General features: G+C 61.6%; 13 protein-coding genes. 6 read left to right on the top strand and 7 right to left on the bottom strand.

Annotation, left to right across the window (positions count from 1 at the left end):
* Positions 1-341 precede the first annotated feature (341 nt).
* From EOS_RS32470 to purT, 3 genes are all read right to left on the bottom strand, one after another.
* Positions 342-752: an MliC family protein gene (locus EOS_RS32470; RefSeq protein ID WP_235443030.1), complete on the bottom strand. Its 411-nt coding sequence runs from the start codon at positions 750-752 to the stop codon at positions 342-344.
* A gap of 115 nt (positions 753-867) precedes the next feature.
* Complete coding sequence (locus EOS_RS46545) at positions 868-1,023, bottom strand: DUF6726 family protein (protein ID WP_152693206.1); 156 nt, start codon at positions 1,021-1,023, stop codon at positions 868-870.
* Positions 1,024-1,090: 67 nt separating this feature from the next.
* Positions 1,091-2,341, bottom strand: a complete 1,251-nt coding sequence (gene purT / locus EOS_RS32465) for a formate-dependent phosphoribosylglycinamide formyltransferase (RefSeq protein WP_047896303.1) — start codon at positions 2,339-2,341, stop codon at positions 1,091-1,093.
* 394 nt (positions 2,342-2,735) lie between these two features.
* Between purT and EOS_RS32460 the strand changes: the two genes are divergently transcribed.
* Both EOS_RS32460 and EOS_RS32455 read left to right on the top strand, forming a co-directional pair.
* Positions 2,736-3,236 (top strand): META domain-containing protein, encoded by a 501-nt coding sequence (locus EOS_RS32460; RefSeq protein WP_235443029.1) that lies wholly within the window; start codon positions 2,736-2,738, stop codon positions 3,234-3,236.
* Positions 3,237-3,605: 369 nt separating this feature from the next.
* Positions 3,606-7,382, top strand: a complete 3,777-nt coding sequence (locus EOS_RS32455) for an FtsK/SpoIIIE family DNA translocase (RefSeq protein ID WP_047896302.1) — start codon at positions 3,606-3,608, stop codon at positions 7,380-7,382.
* A 77-nt stretch (positions 7,383-7,459) separates the two neighbouring features.
* Here EOS_RS32455 and EOS_RS32450 read toward each other — a convergent pair whose 3' ends face one another.
* Entirely contained in the window at positions 7,460-8,521 is a 1,062-nt protein-coding gene (locus tag EOS_RS32450) for a CorA family divalent cation transporter (protein WP_235443028.1), read from the bottom strand.
* A gap of 126 nt (positions 8,522-8,647) precedes the next feature.
* Positions 8,648-9,970, bottom strand: a complete 1,323-nt coding sequence (locus EOS_RS32445; RefSeq protein ID WP_082163589.1) for a lactonase family protein — start codon at positions 9,968-9,970, stop codon at positions 8,648-8,650.
* 134 nt (positions 9,971-10,104) lie between these two features.
* Between EOS_RS32445 and EOS_RS44995 the strand changes: the two genes are divergently transcribed.
* Positions 10,105-10,257: a DUF3096 domain-containing protein gene (locus EOS_RS44995; protein ID WP_075645423.1), complete on the top strand. Its 153-nt coding sequence runs from the start codon at positions 10,105-10,107 to the stop codon at positions 10,255-10,257.
* Positions 10,258-10,404: 147 nt separating this feature from the next.
* Here the strand turns inward: EOS_RS44995 and EOS_RS32440 are convergent, their stop codons facing one another.
* Entirely contained in the window at positions 10,405-10,653 is a 249-nt protein-coding gene (locus EOS_RS32440; protein ID WP_047896301.1) for a hypothetical protein, read from the bottom strand.
* Positions 10,654-11,039: 386 nt separating this feature from the next.
* Between EOS_RS32440 and EOS_RS32435 the strand changes: the two genes are divergently transcribed.
* Together EOS_RS32435 and EOS_RS32430 are read left to right on the top strand one after the other, a co-directional pair.
* Entirely contained in the window at positions 11,040-12,905 is a 1,866-nt protein-coding gene (locus EOS_RS32435) for a glycoside hydrolase family 15 protein (RefSeq protein WP_047896313.1), read from the top strand.
* 440 nt (positions 12,906-13,345) lie between these two features.
* Positions 13,346-14,617 carry a polyhydroxyalkanoate depolymerase gene (locus tag EOS_RS32430; RefSeq protein WP_047896300.1) on the top strand — a complete coding sequence of 424 codons (1,272 nt, stop codon included), beginning with the start codon at positions 13,346-13,348 and terminating at the stop codon, positions 14,615-14,617.
* Between the two features lie 110 nt (positions 14,618-14,727).
* Here the strand turns inward: EOS_RS32430 and EOS_RS32425 are convergent, their stop codons facing one another.
* On the bottom strand, positions 14,728-15,360 hold the full coding sequence (locus EOS_RS32425) for a TetR/AcrR family transcriptional regulator (protein WP_047896312.1): 633 nt from the start codon (positions 15,358-15,360) through the stop codon (positions 14,728-14,730).
* A 491-nt stretch (positions 15,361-15,851) separates the two neighbouring features.
* Here EOS_RS32425 and rsxB point away from each other — a divergent pair.
* Positions 15,852-16,340, top strand: a 489-nt coding sequence (gene rsxB / locus EOS_RS32420) for an electron transport complex subunit RsxB (RefSeq protein WP_152693205.1), incomplete at its 3' end; no start/stop codon positions are given.

The raw sequence follows: 16,340 nt of genomic DNA, 5'->3' as shown, positions 1-16,340 counted from the left end.
TGCAAAAGACGGAAATGAAATGGATCGGCTGCTGCAAAGCAAGGCCGCGCGGCAGCCGCCGGTCCGTTGATTCGCGCGCGGTTTTCGCGCGCGAATACAACCTTACTCCCGATAGCCATTTGATGTCGCGGACGACGGAGAGCGTTGAGGCGATGCGGGGCGATACCCTTCAAACCTTACATGGCTTGGGGCTTGGGGCTTGGGGTTCGTGGTTCGTGGTTCGTGGGACATCTCGTTCAAGCGCGACGCTCGGGTCCAAAGCCCAATGCCCATCAAATGCAAAAAACCCGTTCCGATACGAACCGGAACGGGTTTTTTGCATCATGCGGCGGACCTACGCTTCAGGTTCCCGTCTTGCAGCCGGCAAGCATCGGCGCGGCGTTGGGATCGGCGGTATCGTCGGTGAGCGAACCTTCCGGGCCTTTCGTCCACCAGGTGTAGTGATCGCCGACGTATTTCGCACCCGATGCCGCAAGCACGTTCACAAACAGCATCTTCCGGCCATCGACGGTCAGCAGCGCAAAACTCTGCTTGTTCTTCGTGTTCATGTACTGAACCGTCAGCGAATTGCCGCTGCTGCATTTGTAGCGCAGCGTGTTGGTCGTCAACGTCTGAATCTGCGGCGCGGTCAGCGGCATAGCGAAAGCCAAATGGGTCACGGACATCAGACACAGCGTACCCAACATACCCAACGTCAAGCCAAGCGATTTGATCGTTTGTTCGGAAACCGCCTTCATCTTCGCATCCTTCATCTTTCCATCCTTTTGTCACTTCTGGCTCAGTGAATCAGCCGTGCACCAGCCAATCTCCCGTTGCACGAAGCGGCGCCGAATTCAGTCTGCCGAAAAGCGGCGCCCTCAAAACACATCATGGATCGATCACGTCGGCGCACGCATCGGTCGGCGCAGCCGCCACGTGACCGACGAGCGGCACCATCTTCAATCCCGCCGACGCCACCCGGCACGGCGCCGCTGCAACCCCACATCCGGCCAACCCAACCAACGTCGCGCACAGCGCGACCATTGCACACCATTTCACTAGAAACCTCCGTGCCGCCCGCGAAAAGCTCGCCGCGAGAGGCGTGTTGCCATCATCGAGTCGAGACGGGTCTTACCTTAGACGCGGCCAGTTTGGCGCGTTCCCGCGCTTCGTCTGTATCGCGTCCGGTTGCGAGCGCGACACCCATGCGGCGCTTCGCAAAACTTGTCGGTTTGCCGAACAGGCGCAGGTCTGAATCCGGGACGGCGAGCGCGTCGGCGACGCCTTCGAACGCGACGCCCGCTTCGTCCAGTCCGCCGTAAATCACCGCCGATGCACCCGGCGCGCGCAAAGTCGTATCGACGGGAAGACCGAGGATTGCGCGCGCGTGCAGATCGAATTCGGAGAAGCGCTGCGTGGCGAGCGTGACCAGACCCGTGTCATGCGGCCGGGGGCTGACTTCGGAAAACCAGACGTCGTCGCCACGCACGAACAACTCGACGCCGAACAAACCGCGGCCGCCAAGCGCTGTGGTGACTTTTGCCGCTACATCGCGTGATTTCGCCAAAGCCGCAGCGCTCATTGCTTGCGGCTGCCACGACTCCACGTAGTCGCCCGCCACCTGGACGTGGCCGATCGGCTCGCAGAAATACGTCTGCAAATCGCCCGTTTCCGGGCTGATCGCGCGCACGGTGAGCTGCGTGATCTCGTACTCGAAGTCGATAAACCCTTCCACGATCACACGCCCGTGATTGACGCGCCCGCCGGCCATGGCGTGCTGCCAGGCGGGTTCGATATCGGCGGCGCCCTTAAGCACCGACTGCCCTTTGCCCGAGGACGACATCACCGGCTTCACCACGCACGGAAAACCGATCTTGCCGATCGCGGCCGTCATCTCGTCCAGCGACTCGGCGAAGGCATAAGGCGACGTCGGCAGACCGAGCGTTTCGGCGGCGAGGCGGCGGATGCCTTCGCGGTTCATCGTGAGTTGCGTTGCGCGCGCGGTCGGGATCACGACGGCGAGCTGCTCAGCTTCGATTTCAGCAAGGGTATCGGTTGCTATGGCCTCGATCTCCGGCACGATCAAATGCGGCCGTTCGGCTTCGATCAACGCGCGCAACGCCGCGCCGTCGGTCATGTCGATCACGTGCGAGCGGTGCGCGACCTGATGGCCGGGGGCATCGGCGTAACGGTCGACTGCGATCGTCTCCACGCCGAGCCGCTGCAACGCGATGATCACTTCCTTGCCGAGTTCGCCCGCGCCGAGCAGCATGACGCGCGTCGCGCCGGGCGTGAGCGGCGTGCCGATCGTGCCGGATTGAAGGGAAGAAACGGCGGACGCAGGGGACTTCGCGCTCTGCATGGATGCTCCAGAAAAAGAGGCCTGATAAGCCCGCGATGTTAACACGCGGACCTTTGACCGGAGATGATCGGCGAGGGTTTTCCGGGCGCCGGCTGGAACGCCGGGCATGACGGCGAGGTCGCCCGTCGACTCGTGCACGGACATGCGCGGGGCCGTTTGCGCGTTGTCGAACCGTCGGCGCGGTTAACTTTTCTTTACATGTTGCAACGTCCCTGCCGCAATCTGCCTTGGTCAATCTTAGGACGAGTGCGATACCCTTACGGTTTTGCCAGCCTAAGGAAATTCCATGTCGATGCAGCCTTCCCGTTCTCAACCTGCGCGTGTTTCGGCGCGCAGCCGGGTCCATGCTGCGTTCCCGCGTTCCAGGCCGTCATTTGCCGCCATGGTTTCGATCATGACGATTGCTTTCGGCAGCGTGCTCGCTGGTTGCGCGATGCCGACGCACCCGGACAGCGCCGCGCCGCCGACCGATCCGTACAACCCCGCCGCGACCCAGCTTCTCGACGACACGCAATGGCAACTCGCCAGTTGGGCCAACGCCGACGGCAAGACGCGTCCGGTTCCGGCAAATCCGGGCGTGACTCCGGGCGCTGACGGCGAACCGATCACCCTGAATTTTTCGACGCAAGGCGGCCAGCGTAAAACGAATGGCTTTTCCGGATGCAACCGTTTCACGGGCACCTACGATCTGAGCGGCGGCAAGCTCTCGTTCGGGCCACTCGCGAGCACGCGAATGGCGTGCGCACCGGGACCGGGAAGCACGCTCGAACAACCGTTCTTGCAGGGCCTGGCTGATATCGCGAAAACCGGCGTGCAAATGCAACCGCCGCGACAATTGCAGATCACGCTCCAGAACGGCGATGTAATGACGTTCACACAACGCGCGCAGCCTTGAGGTCGATGAAGGTTGGTTTGGAGGGTTGACGTTTTTTGGGGCGGGGTGCGAGGTGCGGGTTTAGGGGCGGTCGGGGTGATCGTTGGGTTCGACCAACCGTTTCGAGGTTTGATGAACGGTTTGCGTGCGGGTATTGCGCATCGGCGTTTAGCGTTGGCCGTTCACCTTCGAAACGAAATCTTCAACGCCCGGCTGACCCGGCCCGCATCGGCTCGATACACACATTGTCGCCCCTGACCGATTGACTGATCGCTTGACTGCTGCCCTCCATCGCCGCGTTCATGGCGGTTAAACTCGGCGGTATCGATTCATCTTTGTCTGAGCCTGGGTTCGCTGCTCACATCGCTTACATCATTCCTGGTTCCTTGCATGCACACGGTAGTTTTCGGCTGGTTCGGTGCTTCGGCCGTCTGGTTCATTCCCCTTCTATGGCGCATCGTCAAGTCCGTTCTGCCGAACGGCGGCGGCCTGCGCGGCCCCGGCACGATCCGGCTTTGGCTCGGTTTCTTCTGCGTGCTCCTTGCGAGCTGCACGCTCGAAGCCGCGCTGTTTCATTCGTTTGCATTCGCCGCCGATGTCGACCATCTCGGCCACGCGTTGCTCACCGGCTTGGGCGGACACGCCGGGGTAATCAGCACGGCGGGCGCGCTGAGTGTGGGTGGCGGCGCGGCCGTCGTTTTCCTGATCAGCTTGCCGTGGCTCTGCGGGTTCCAGTGGCGCGAAATCCTGAGCTGGGCAAACGGCGCGTTCGGCCTGGGCCTGAAGCCGGAGTGGCTCGCGGTACGGGAACGCACCGTCCGGGAGAAGCCATCGCGTGGTCGGCCAGCATCGCGCGATAAAGCGGAGACGCGAGGTGCCAGCGCCGGCCTTGGCGGCTTCAGGACGGGAGGCGCGAGCGGCGTTACGCCTTCGGGCAGAACCTCGCACGATGCTCCGGCGCTTGGCCTGCCGACGGCAACGCAGCGTCAGGGTGGACGCTATCAGCGGCCGACCGTCTGGCGGCCGCAACCGGCCCGGCGCAGCGAAGCCGAGCGGCCGATGCGTGGCCCTGAGGCAGCGCGTCCGATCGAACCTGTGTTGCCGGTACAGCCGAATAATCTTGAACCGGGTAGCGGCAAGGATAGTTATTCCGATCGTTTCCCCGACGCACGACCGGCGGCTTCGCACAATGGTCGTGGAGTGGGAGCAAGGGAGCCGCTCGAACCTGTCGCGCCGGCTGGCTGGCTGAAGACGGGCGCGTCGTCGGGAACTCGGGAACCGGCAGCGAGCGGGAATGCGCCCGCTGCCGGGTTGGCGGGTGCCGCGCGTACCCCGAGTGCGGCGGGTACGGCGTCGTCGAATAGCGCTCGGACGGCGGCAACACGTGGGATCGATCGTTCCGCCGATGCCGGCGCGGCGCGTCGACCAGAAGTATCGCGTTCGTCGCTTAACGGAAGCGCGCCGGGTGCTGTCCGTGCATCGGGTTCTTCTAGCGTTTCGCAGGCCGCTTCGCGCACTACATCGACCACCCCGGCCCGCGGCGCGTCTTTTCCTCCCATCGTTTCGAGCGACTCTTTTTTTGCGGCGACAGCATCGTCGGCGGCTGTTCCCACCGAACCCGCCGGTCCGCCGCCAGCTCCTGAACGTATCAAGGAGACGCTGCGCTCCATCGAGCAAAACGCCGCGCAATGGACCGCACGCGCGGGCGGTATCGATGCGGCGCGGAACGCGGGAGCAGAGCCTGATTCAGGCGATGCAAACAGCGAGCGCGACGCAGCGCCGTTGAATGCAGCGGGTGCCTTGAGCGCTTCGGTCGATACCCATCAACAACCGTTTGCCGTAACGCCCCCGGTCAATCCGGTATCGCCAATAGTTGCCCCATCCGCGACCGAACCCGACCAGCCGCCGGGATCGACGGAAGGTGTTGCGCCGATGACGGCATCGAGTGTCGCGGGCACGTACTCGTCGAGTGCGTCGCTGCGCGACGGCTACACGTTCACCACGGGCGCCCAGACCATCGGGCGCGAGCCGACGCCGCTCGATACGAGGGCAAACACAGGCACAGCAGGCATCGACGACAGCGCCGCCCTGCCCCATCCGGCGGCCCCGGACACCACGGCGACGAACGCGCCAAGCTCACCGCCCACGCCAACGTCAACCCCGGCTCATCCCAGCGATCTCCCGCAGTGGGCGATCCGTGCCGCGCAAACGCATGCCGTGCCGACGACGCGAGACATCGCCCCGACGGCACCGTCATCGCCGATATCGGAAAACTCTGCACCCTCGCCCGTCAATCCGGTCCAGACGCCGCCATGGCAGGACGGAGCAAGTGCCGCACGTCCGCCTGTGCCACCGTTTAGCATTATCGATACGAACGCCACGCCGAACGGAACTGACGTCGACGTCGACCGGGAAGGCCTGCTCCCCCCCATAGCCGCGATCCCGAACAGATACGCCACGCAGGCCCCCATCGACCAGACAGCAGAACGGGAACGGGAGTCGGAGCCGGAAACCGAAGCAGAACAAGACCCGACCGACGACCACCCCTCGAACGTCGTCCACTTCCCGCGCGCGGCGGCGGCACTTGAAACCCCCGCGCCTGAAGCATCACCACCCCAACCCGATTCCCGTCCACCGGTACGCGGTTTCATCGCGACCGAATTCGAGTTCCACGCGCCAGCAGCGTCAGCCGTCGATCTCCCCGGTCTCGATCTCCTCGAACCCGCGTCCGACGAAGTCGAACCCGTCTCGGAACAACATCTCGCGGAAACGGGCCAGTTGATCGAACAGCGGCTGCAGGAATTCAAAGTACCGGTCACGGTAGTCGGTGCATCGGCGGGACCCGTCATTACGCGCTTTGAAGTCGAACCGGCGCTTGGCGTGCGCGGCAGCCAGATCGTCGGCTTGATGAAGGACCTCTCGCGCGGGCTCGGGCTGACGTCCATCCGTGTGGTCGAAACGATTCCCGGCAAGACCTGCATGGGGCTCGAATTGCCGAACGCCAAGCGGCAAATGATCCGGCTCTCCGAAATCCTGGAAGCCGATGTCTATCGCGACTCGAAGTCGTTCCTGACCATTGCGATGGGCAAGGACATTGTCGGCAATCCGGTCGTGACCGACCTCGCTCGCGCGCCGCACATGCTGGTCGCGGGCACGACGGGTTCGGGCAAATCGGTGGCCATCAACGCGATGATCCTCTCGCTGCTTTTCAAGGCGAAACCAGAAGACGTGCGCCTGATCATGATCGATCCGAAGATGCTGGAACTGTCGGTGTATGAAGGCATTCCGCATCTGCTCGCGCCGGTCGTGACCGACATGAAACTCGCCGCTAACGCGCTGAACTGGTGCGTCGGGGAGATGGAAAAGCGCTACAAGCTGATGTCGGCGGTAGGCGTGCGCAATCTGCAGGGCTTCAACCAGAAAGTGCGCAATGCGGATGCAGCCGGCAAGAAGCTGACGAACCCGTTTTCACTCACGCCCGACGCGCCCGAACCGCTCGCCAAGCTACCGATGATCGTCGTCGTGATCGACGAGCTCGCCGACCTGATGATGGTCGCCGGCAAGCAGATCGAGCAGTTGATCGCACGGCTTGCGCAGAAGGCGCGCGCCGCCGGCATTCACCTGATTCTCGCGACGCAGCGGCCGTCGGTGGATGTGATCACCGGCTTGATCAAGGCGAACATTCCGACGCGTGTGGCGTTCCAGGTGTCATCGAAGATCGATTCGCGCACGATCCTCGACCAGATGGGCGCGGAATCATTGCTCGGCGCCGGCGATATGTTGTTCCTGCCGCCCGGTACGGGTTATCCGCAACGTGTGCATGGCGCGTTTGTCGCCGACGAGGAAGTCCACAGCGTCGTGGAATATCTGAAGCAATTTGGCGAGCCGGAATACGAGGAAGGGATCTTGTCGGGACCGACGCCCGAAGGTGGCACGCCGGACCTGTTCGGCGACACACCGGATGCCGAAGCCGATCCGCTCTACGACGAAGCCGTATCGTTCGTGTTGCGCACGCGCCGGGCATCGATTTCGTCGGTGCAGCGGCAATTACGTATTGGCTACAACCGCGCGGCACGGCTGGTCGAGCAGATGGAAACAGCCGGCCTGGTCTCGCCGATGGGCACGAACGGGAACCGCGAAGTGCTCGCACCGGGGCCGGCGGAATAAGCCGTTGGCGGGCGATTGTTTGATCAATGCTCAAGCGGCGGTGCAGTGTAGTCGCCGCATGAGCACTTCATCTCAACTCACCACAACCGCAACCGCCGCAGCAAATACAGCGTGAAGGCCGCGCAAACACCCATCACGCCTATCACGATCACAAACGAATAGCGCTCGTGCGTGCCGGGCAGTCCGGCCACGTTCATGCCGAAGATACCGGACACGAGCGTCGCGGGCATCAGCAACGCGGACAGGATCGCGAGCCACAGCAGCTTGCGGTTGATGTCCTCTGAGAGCAGCGCCGCTATCTCGTCTTGCAGCAGCTTCGCGCGTTCATATTGCGCCTCGAGTCCGGCGCCCAGTCCATTGAGCACCTGAATCGCCTGAATCAGCGTTTCCATCGATCGCGGTTCCGCCCATTCCAGCCGCCGCAGCACCAGTTGCGTGAGCGCGTTGCGCTCCGGATCGACAAACCGCTTGACCTCCACCAGGCGCCGCCGCACCGAACCCAGCTCGGCGCGCCAGTTCGAATGACGACCGTCGAGCACACCCTCCTCCACGTCGTCGAGCCGGTCGCCGATTTCATCGATACGATCCGCAAACGTCTCGTTCAACGCGCGAATCAGGCCGGCGAAAAGATCGACGGTATCGCGGAACATCGCGCCTTCGAGCACGGCATGACGCAGCCGGTCGGTGGATTGCAGCGGCTGCGCGCGCACCGTGATCATGCGGCTTTTATCGACGTAAAAACGCAGCGCGCCCGTCGCCCGGCGCGTGGCCTGGGCGTTCGGATCGGCATCCGGCGTGTCCGCGACGCGCTCCAGATCCGCGACCACGCCGTACATGAACGTCGCGCCCATGTGCACGCGCGGCCGTTTGTCCTCGCCGTTAAGGAATTCGCGGGCGACGTCGGGCATCGCGGTCACGCCGGTGAGCCAGCTTTCGACGGTGTCGTCGTTTGCGCTTAGATGCAGCCACGTGGGACCTTCGCCCACAATCTCGCGACGGGCTTCGTCCCAGGACAACCGCAACGCCTGCGCGCCGGCAAACCGGAACGCGCAGATGAAACCCGGCGGTGTGGGCGCGTCTTGTAGTGCACTCCCGGCAACATGGCCGGATTCCCTGCTGGATGCTGACGTAATGTTCAACGTTGAATTCCTTCTATACCGGGACGAACCCGGGCCTTACTGATTAAACCCATCACCACGTTACTGACGAAACTGCGCCGCGGGTCGCGACACTCCATCGCCCCGCGACGCAGTTAAAAATAATCTTCAGGATGGCGAAACGAATTTGAAATCAACCGGCGAACCGATCTCCAGGCGCTTCGGATCCGACGCGAGTTCGCCGGTGTCCACATTGCGCCGGAAGAAGTAGACGCTGTCGCTATCCTGATTGCCGACGATCAACCAGTGTCCAGTCGGATCGATGGCAAATTCGCGCGGCGTCTTGCCGAGCGTGGATGTCCGGCCGAGCAGCTTGAGATGACCATCAGACGCGTTGACGGCATAGCGCACGATTTCGTTCGCATCGCCACGATTGGTGGCGTAGAGAAAGTGGCCATCCGGCGACAGATGGATCGCGCCGCCGCCAATCTTGCCCTTGAAACCGGGCGTGGTCATGGGCAGGGTTTGTTTAAGCGTGAGCTTGCCGTCGTCATAGTCGTACATCGTTACCGATGCATTCATTTCCGTCGTCAGGTAGGCGTGTTTGCCGGCTTGATCGAAGATCAGATGACGCGGCCCGGAACCGGGTTTCACGAGCGTATAACGCGACTCGGTCGGCCCGAATAAACCGCGGCTGCCGTCGGGCGTGTATCGATACGAATACAGCTTGTCCGCGCCCAGGTCCTGAGCGAACAGATAGCGGCCGTCAGGCGAAAACACGGTGGAGTGCACGTGCGAATTGTCCTGGCGCCCTTTCACGGGACCGCTGCCGTCGTGATGCACGGTGAGCACCGACGGTCCCACGCGCTCGCCGTCCAGCGGAAACACGGCAAAGCTGCCACCTGGATTCGACGCCACCGAGTAGTTGGCGCTCAGCAGGTAACGCCCATCCGGCGATATCGCGAGATACGCGGGATCGTTGCCATCGGAGGAGACGCGGTTCACGAAGGTGAGTTGTCCGCTCTGTGGATCGAAGCGGAATGCGCTGATGCCGCCGCGCTGCGTGGCGGGGCCGTTGTCGCCCGGCAACTCGTTGACGGCGTAGACGTGCTGCCGATCCTTGCTCACCACGAGATACGACGGATTCACCGCCTGTGCCGACGCAAGCCGCGTGGTCGCACCGGTGCCCGCATCGAATCGATACACATAGATGCCCTCGCTCTTGCCACTGCCGGTGTACGTGCCTACCAGCAAGTCGAACACGCTGCTGTTGGACGCAGTGCCGGCACTTTGCGCGAAGGCTTGGGCGGCAGTGAGCGACAACACCGCGGCGAGGCTCGCCGCGAAACCTCTCAATAGAATTCGACGCTGCCCGAACTGATGCAAACGCACCGGTCCAGCGGCGCGGCACGCTGTTTGCGTGGGAGCGAAGCCCCGGACACGGAGCGCAGAAGCAAGACGCGTGAAACGAGTGAAATCCGCCAAATGCATACAACCTCCTGATCGTTCGTTATTACGGCTTGTTTCAGGTTTTGTGAGACGTGGAAAGAACCCGATTGTCACCGGTCACTGCTTCGACGCATGATGCAACCCAATTCCCGTCAAAAAATCAACAAGGAGTCGCCATGAATATCCATCTGAGCCTCGGACCGCTGGTCGCGCTGATAGCCGGCATTCTGATCCTGATCGTGCCGCGCCTGCTCAACTTCATCGTTGCGATTTACCTGATCATCATTGGACTGATCGGCGTGTTCGGCCTCAGCACGACGCACTTCTGACGGCCGCGGCCATAGGTGACGCGCCCTATATGACGCTGTTATGGGAGTGAGGTTCCAAGGGGCGAGCAAATGCCGAACGCGGGATCTGAGACCCCGCGTTCCACGAATGTTCTGAAGTCGAATGAAGGCTGGCGTGTTGCAGCGCAATCAGTTGTTGGCGAGCTGGTCGAGCCGCATGCGGCCCTGCAGCGACAAGCTGCCGACGGCGGTATGCCCATCGATCTCGCGATGCCGCATGAAGCAGTCGCGTTCAATGAGGAACGACGCCGCGGTTTCCATCCCGTTGCGGGACAGACCGAGATTCTTGTAATTGAGATCCAGGAGCGTGGTTTGATCGGCGATACGGCTCGCAGCCGACAGGATGGCAATGCAATCGGCTCTTGACGGATTCAGCATGGCTTTCACTTTCGATGTCCTCGAAAACGTTAAGCAAGCATGGAGCGCGTGACGTGCATTAGCGGGTCCGGTGATGTGAACCCGTGCGACCACTTCCGGCGAAACCGTCAGGCGCGAAGTTTCATTCTAAACATTTGTCACACGTTTTTTCAACCTTGTTTTTTCAACCTTTACGCGCTTGTTGTTCACGCAAGGCGGCTTTGGCTCAGCGTCATGGGTTGAACTTAGGTTGAACTTAGGGTCGGAGCCTTGGATCGGGACATACATGACGGCGCGAATCGCGAATGCGCTTCATAATCGACGGCTCGAAGGACTGGAACAGCCTGGCCCCCAACAACCACGCGGCGCGTGAACTGCGGCCGCATCGAGATCAAACGCCCAAGCCTATGCCCGCACTAATTGAGGATTACGCCCTGGTTGGCGATGGCCACACCGCCGCCCTGATTTCAAAAGAGGGCTCGATAGACTGGCTGTGCTGGCCGCGCTTCGATTCCGGCGCGTGTTTCGCCGCGCTGCTGGGCACGCCTGAAAACGGCCGCTGGCTGATCACCCCCGACCTGCCCGACGGCGCCGAGCCGCCTGTGATCACGCGGCGGTATCGCGGCGATACGCTGATCCTGGAAACAGACTTCGAAACGCCCGAAGGCCGGGTTTCGCTCATCGACTTCATGCCAGTGCGCGACGGTGTGTCCGACCTCGTGCGGATCGTGGTCGGCCGGCGCGGCACCGTGAAGATGAAGATGGAACTGGTGCTGCGCTTCGATTACGGTTCGTCCATTCCCTGGGTCAGCCGTCTTCCCGACGACAGCGGCATTCGCGCGATCGCCGGTCCCGATCTGTGCGTGATGCGCACGCCCATCGAACTCACCGGCGAGAACATGCGCACGGTCGGCGAATTCACCGTGTCCGAAGGTGAGCGTGTGCCCTTTTCGCTTGTGTATTCGCAATCGCACTTGCGCCTGCCTCCCGCGCTCGATCCCCATACGCAATTTGCACGCACCGAAAACTTCTGGCTGGAATGGTCGGGGCGCAGCAATCTGGACGGCCGCTGGGGTCCGGCCATCCGCCGCTCGCTGATCACGCTCAAGGCGCTGGCCTATGAGCCGACGGGTGGCATCGTTGCGGCTCCGACCACGTCGTTGCCGGAGCAATTAGGCGGTACGCGCAACTGGGATTACCGATACTGCTGGCTACGCGACGCCACCATCACCCTGCTCGCGCTGATGCGCAGCGGCTATTACGACGAAGCGCGCGCGTGGCGAGCCTGGCTGGGCCGCGTGATGGCCGGGTCGCCGGATCAGGTGCAGATCATGTACGGCATCGCGGGCGAGCGGCGCTTGCCGGAATGGGAAGTCGACTGGCTGCCGGGTTATGAAAATTCGAAGCCGGTACGCATAGGCAACGGCGCGGTCAACCAGCTACAACTCGATGTCTACGGCGAAGTGATGAACGCGCTGCATCTCGCGCGCGTGGGCGGCCTGCAAGCCGATGACACCGTATGGGCGATCCAGCGCGCCATGCTCAATCATCTCGACACTGTCTGGCAGGAAGCCGACGAAGGCATCTGGGAAACGCGCGGCGGGCGTCAGCAATTCACATTTTCGAAGGTCATGGCGTGGGTGGCCTACGACCGCGCGATCAGATCGGCGGAAATGTTCAGCCTGGAAGGTCCGCTCGACCACTGGCGCAACATGCGCGCCACCATTCACGCGGACGTGTGCGAGAAGAGCTGGAATGCATCGATGAATTCGTTCGTCCAGACTTACGGTGGCGACGATCTCGATGCCAGCCTGCTGCTGATTCCACTGCTGGGCTTTCTGCCACCGGAAGATCCACGTGTGATTGCAACGGTGCACACCATCGAGCGCGATCTCACGCATGACGGGCTGGTGAAGCGTTATCACACAACGGAAGTAGCAGACGGCCTGCCGCCCGGGGAAGGCACGTTTCTGGCCTGCAGCTTCTGGCTGGTCGACAATCTCGCGCTGCAAGGCCGCCTCGAAGAAGCCTATGCGATGTTCGAACGTTTGCTCGGTCTGGCCAACGACGTCGGCCTGCTTGCCGAGGAATATGACACGGTCGCGAAACGTCAGGTCGGTAACTTCCCGCAAGCGTTCTCGCATGTCGCGCTTGTGCATACCGGCATGAACCTGATGCGCCACGAACAGGGTATGGCGAAGGCGACGGGGCAACCTGCGCCGCGTCAGGACAAACCCTCGGACGCGACGCACGCAAAAGAAAGCAAATCGTAATATTTTTAGAATGATTAACGGTAATTAACGAATTTGCAGCAAATTTGACGCCGAATAGCGGTATAGAGCACGCATGTTGCGTTGCACAAAAGCGCATTCTTGGCTATGATCAACGAGGCTTCCCGACCGGTCGTTCGGCGAATCGCGGTTTTGAGTCAAGGCTTAACCGGCGTGTGTTTCATGTGCTGTTCCATGTTCAGTGCAGAAGGCGCAGCGCCGGCTCTTGCCCGGTCCCTGATCCCCCATTCCCCACGCCCCCCGGTGAGCAAATAAGCAACAACGAATAACTGCCAGCACCAGCAACGCGGTGCAATCGACGAACTGCACGCCGAGCCGGGACCCAGCGAAAGACTGACCCCGGCATGACGCCACCGCCGACAGAGGCCAACCGCCGGACACGCTCACCGACACGGGCGCTGCCGGTTTTACACAGGTCAGACATGCTCTATCAATTCCACGAATTTCAGCGGGCCATGTTGAGCCCCCTTACGGCATGGGCGGAAGCGGCATCGAAGTCGTTCACCAATCCTTCCAGCCCCCTCGCGTATGTGCCCGGTTCCACCCGGCTCTCGGCCGGCTACGAATTGTTGTATCGCCTGGGCAAGGACTACGAGAAACCCGAGTTCGAACTGCATCAGATCGAGAAGAACGGTCATGCCATTCCTATCGTCGAGCAGATCGTGCTGGAAAAGCCCTTCTGCCGGCTGATCCGCTTCAAGCGTTTCTCGGATGACAGCGCTACCGTCACCGAACTCAAGACCGAACCTATCGTGCTGGTCTGCGCTCCGCTTTCGGGCCACCATTCCACCCTGTTGCGCGATACGGTGAAGACGTTGCTGCACGACCACAAGGTCTACCTGACCGACTGGCTCGACGCGCGCATGGTGCCGCTCGAAGACGGCTCGTTCCATCTCGACGACTACGTTGAATACATCCAGGAGTTCATCCGTCACATCGGCGCGAAGGACCTGCATGTGATCTCGGTATGCCAGCCGACCGTGCCGGTGCTCGCCGCGATCTCGCTGATGGCCAGCCGCGGTGAAGACACGCCGCGCACCATGACCATGATGGGCGGCCCGATCGATGCGCGCCGCACTCCGACCTCGGTGAACTCGCTCGCGAGCGAACATTCATACGAATGGTTCGAGAACAACGTGATCTACACGGTGCCGGCGAACTATCCCGGCGTAGGCCGCAAGGTATATCCGGGCTTTCTTCAGCACGCCGGCTTCGTGGCAATGAACCCCGAGCGTCACGTGACCGCACATTGGGACTTCTATCAGAACCTGATGCGTGGCGACGACGAAGATGCGGAGCAGCATCGCCGCTTCTACGACGAATACAACGCCGTGCTCGACATGGACGCCGACTACTACCTTGACACCATCCGTGTCGTATTCCAGGAATTTCGCCTGGCCGAAGGCACGTGGGACGTGAACGGTGAACTGGTGCGCCCGCAAGACATCAAGAACACGGCGCTGCTGACCATTGAAGGCGAACTCGACGACATTTCCGGCAGCGGCCAGACGCGAGCGGCGCACGACCTGTGCACCGGCATTCCGGCCAAGAACAAACGCCACTACCTGGCGGAGAAGGCCGGCCACTACGGTATTTTCTCGGGACGCCGCTGGCGCACGATGGTGTATCCGCAACTGCGTGAATTCATTCTCACGCACGACAAAGCGCCGAAGAAGGAAGCTGTACCAGCTTGATTTAGTTAGCCATCTGAAATTAATTGGCACGACAAAACACGCCGCGCGTTTTTATTTAACGTGGCGTGTTTTCATTGGTGGGCACCCTCTGCGGCGAGGGAGCCGATGCGTCAGCGCCGCAACAAATAGGCGAGCAGCAATTCCGTATTCATCTTGATGATTTCATCGCGTTCGGCGTCGCGGCTGAAGTCGAGTCCGAACGTGGCTTCGAGCGTAAATCGATTCGATACGATGTAATACCCAAGACCCGACAAGGTCACGTAAAAGCGCAGCGGGTCGACGTTATTGCGAAATAATCCGGCATGCTGACCACGCTCGAGAATCCTCGCGAGCGTAGCGACCACCGGTGAAATCAACTCGCGAATGCGCGTGGAACCCTTTATGTAGCGGGCTTCGTGCAGATTCTCGTTATTGATGAGACGCAAGAGTTCGGGGTGCTCACGATAGTAATCCCAGATGAAATGCGCCAGTTGCGTCATAGCTTCCACGGGTGCAATGCCATCCAGGTCGAGCGTCTTTTCGGCCTCGGTGAGTGCCGCAAACGCGTGCTCCAGCACGGCCGTGAACAACTGCTCCTTGCTGCCGAAGTAGTAGTACAGCATTCGCTCGTTGGTTTCGGCGCGGCGGGCGATTTGGTCGACACGCGCGCCAAACAAGCCGCCCGCAGCAAATTCCTCTGCGGCGGCAAGCAGGATTCGGCGACGTGTACCCTCAGGATCTCTTTTGATTTTTGGCTGGTTCATGGTGGCTTTGTGATCGACAAACCGCGTTTTTGGGATAGCGTCACGCGTTCCCGTGTCCTTAGGAAGCATGCGATGGATCGGTTGCGCCAACGTGATTGGGGGATACCGTCCTGCAGTCAATCGAAAGCGATTTGATTATGTGCACATCGTTGGCATGTTGGCAATTGGGAATGATTGGGAACAGCTTGAAATTCGGCGATAATGCCGCTTCCCGTGCAACGGTTGGAAACGCTCAACATGACGTCAAAAACGAGCGCAAACCTGAGCGTTCGACATGTCCCCACGTGCCGTCGCCGGATGTGGATCGAACACGTTGCGCCAATGGCTAATCGTCTGTTTTGTCTGGCCCGCCGGGTGTGTCGCGTATGCTCGCGTTTGCCCTCATATGTACCCCACGCGCTCGGCCAGCGCCCGATGCACGGACCGTTCGCATTGCACACGTTCGCGCCAACTTGTGAGCCCGCCCGTGCCGCCTTCCCCAAGCCGTTAATGTGACTGTAGTGACTGCAACTTCCCCCAAGACTCTTGCCGACCAGATTGAAGACCGGCTGCCCCAGACGCAATGCACCAAATGCGGCTATCCCGCTTGCCGGCCGTATGCCGAGGCGATTGCGGCAGGCGAGGCAAACTACAACCAGTGTCCGCCGGGCGGACAGGAAGGCGTGGTGCGCCTGGCCAGCTTGCTCGGCAAGCCCGTGATCCCGCTCAATCCGGACAACGGCGTCGAACGGCCGCGCCCGCTGGCGATCATCGATGAAAACCTGTGTATCGGCTGCACGCTGTGTATGCAGGCGTGTCCGGTGGATGCCATTGTCGGCGCGGCAAAGCAGATGCATACGATCATCCCCGGGCTTTGCACCGGCTGCGACCTGTGCGTGCCGCCCTGCCCGGTCGATTGCATCGCGATGGTCCCGGTCACCGGTGAGAAGACCGGCTGGCACGCATGGAGCCAGCGCGAGGCCGACGCGGCGCGCGAGCGG

The sequence above is a fragment of the Caballeronia mineralivorans PML1(12) genome (assembly GCF_001028175.1).
GTDB lineage: Bacteria > Pseudomonadota > Gammaproteobacteria > Burkholderiales > Burkholderiaceae > Caballeronia > Caballeronia mineralivorans.
Note: the sequence above shows the minus strand (reverse complement) of the source record. Positions and strands in the feature narration are given on the sequence as shown.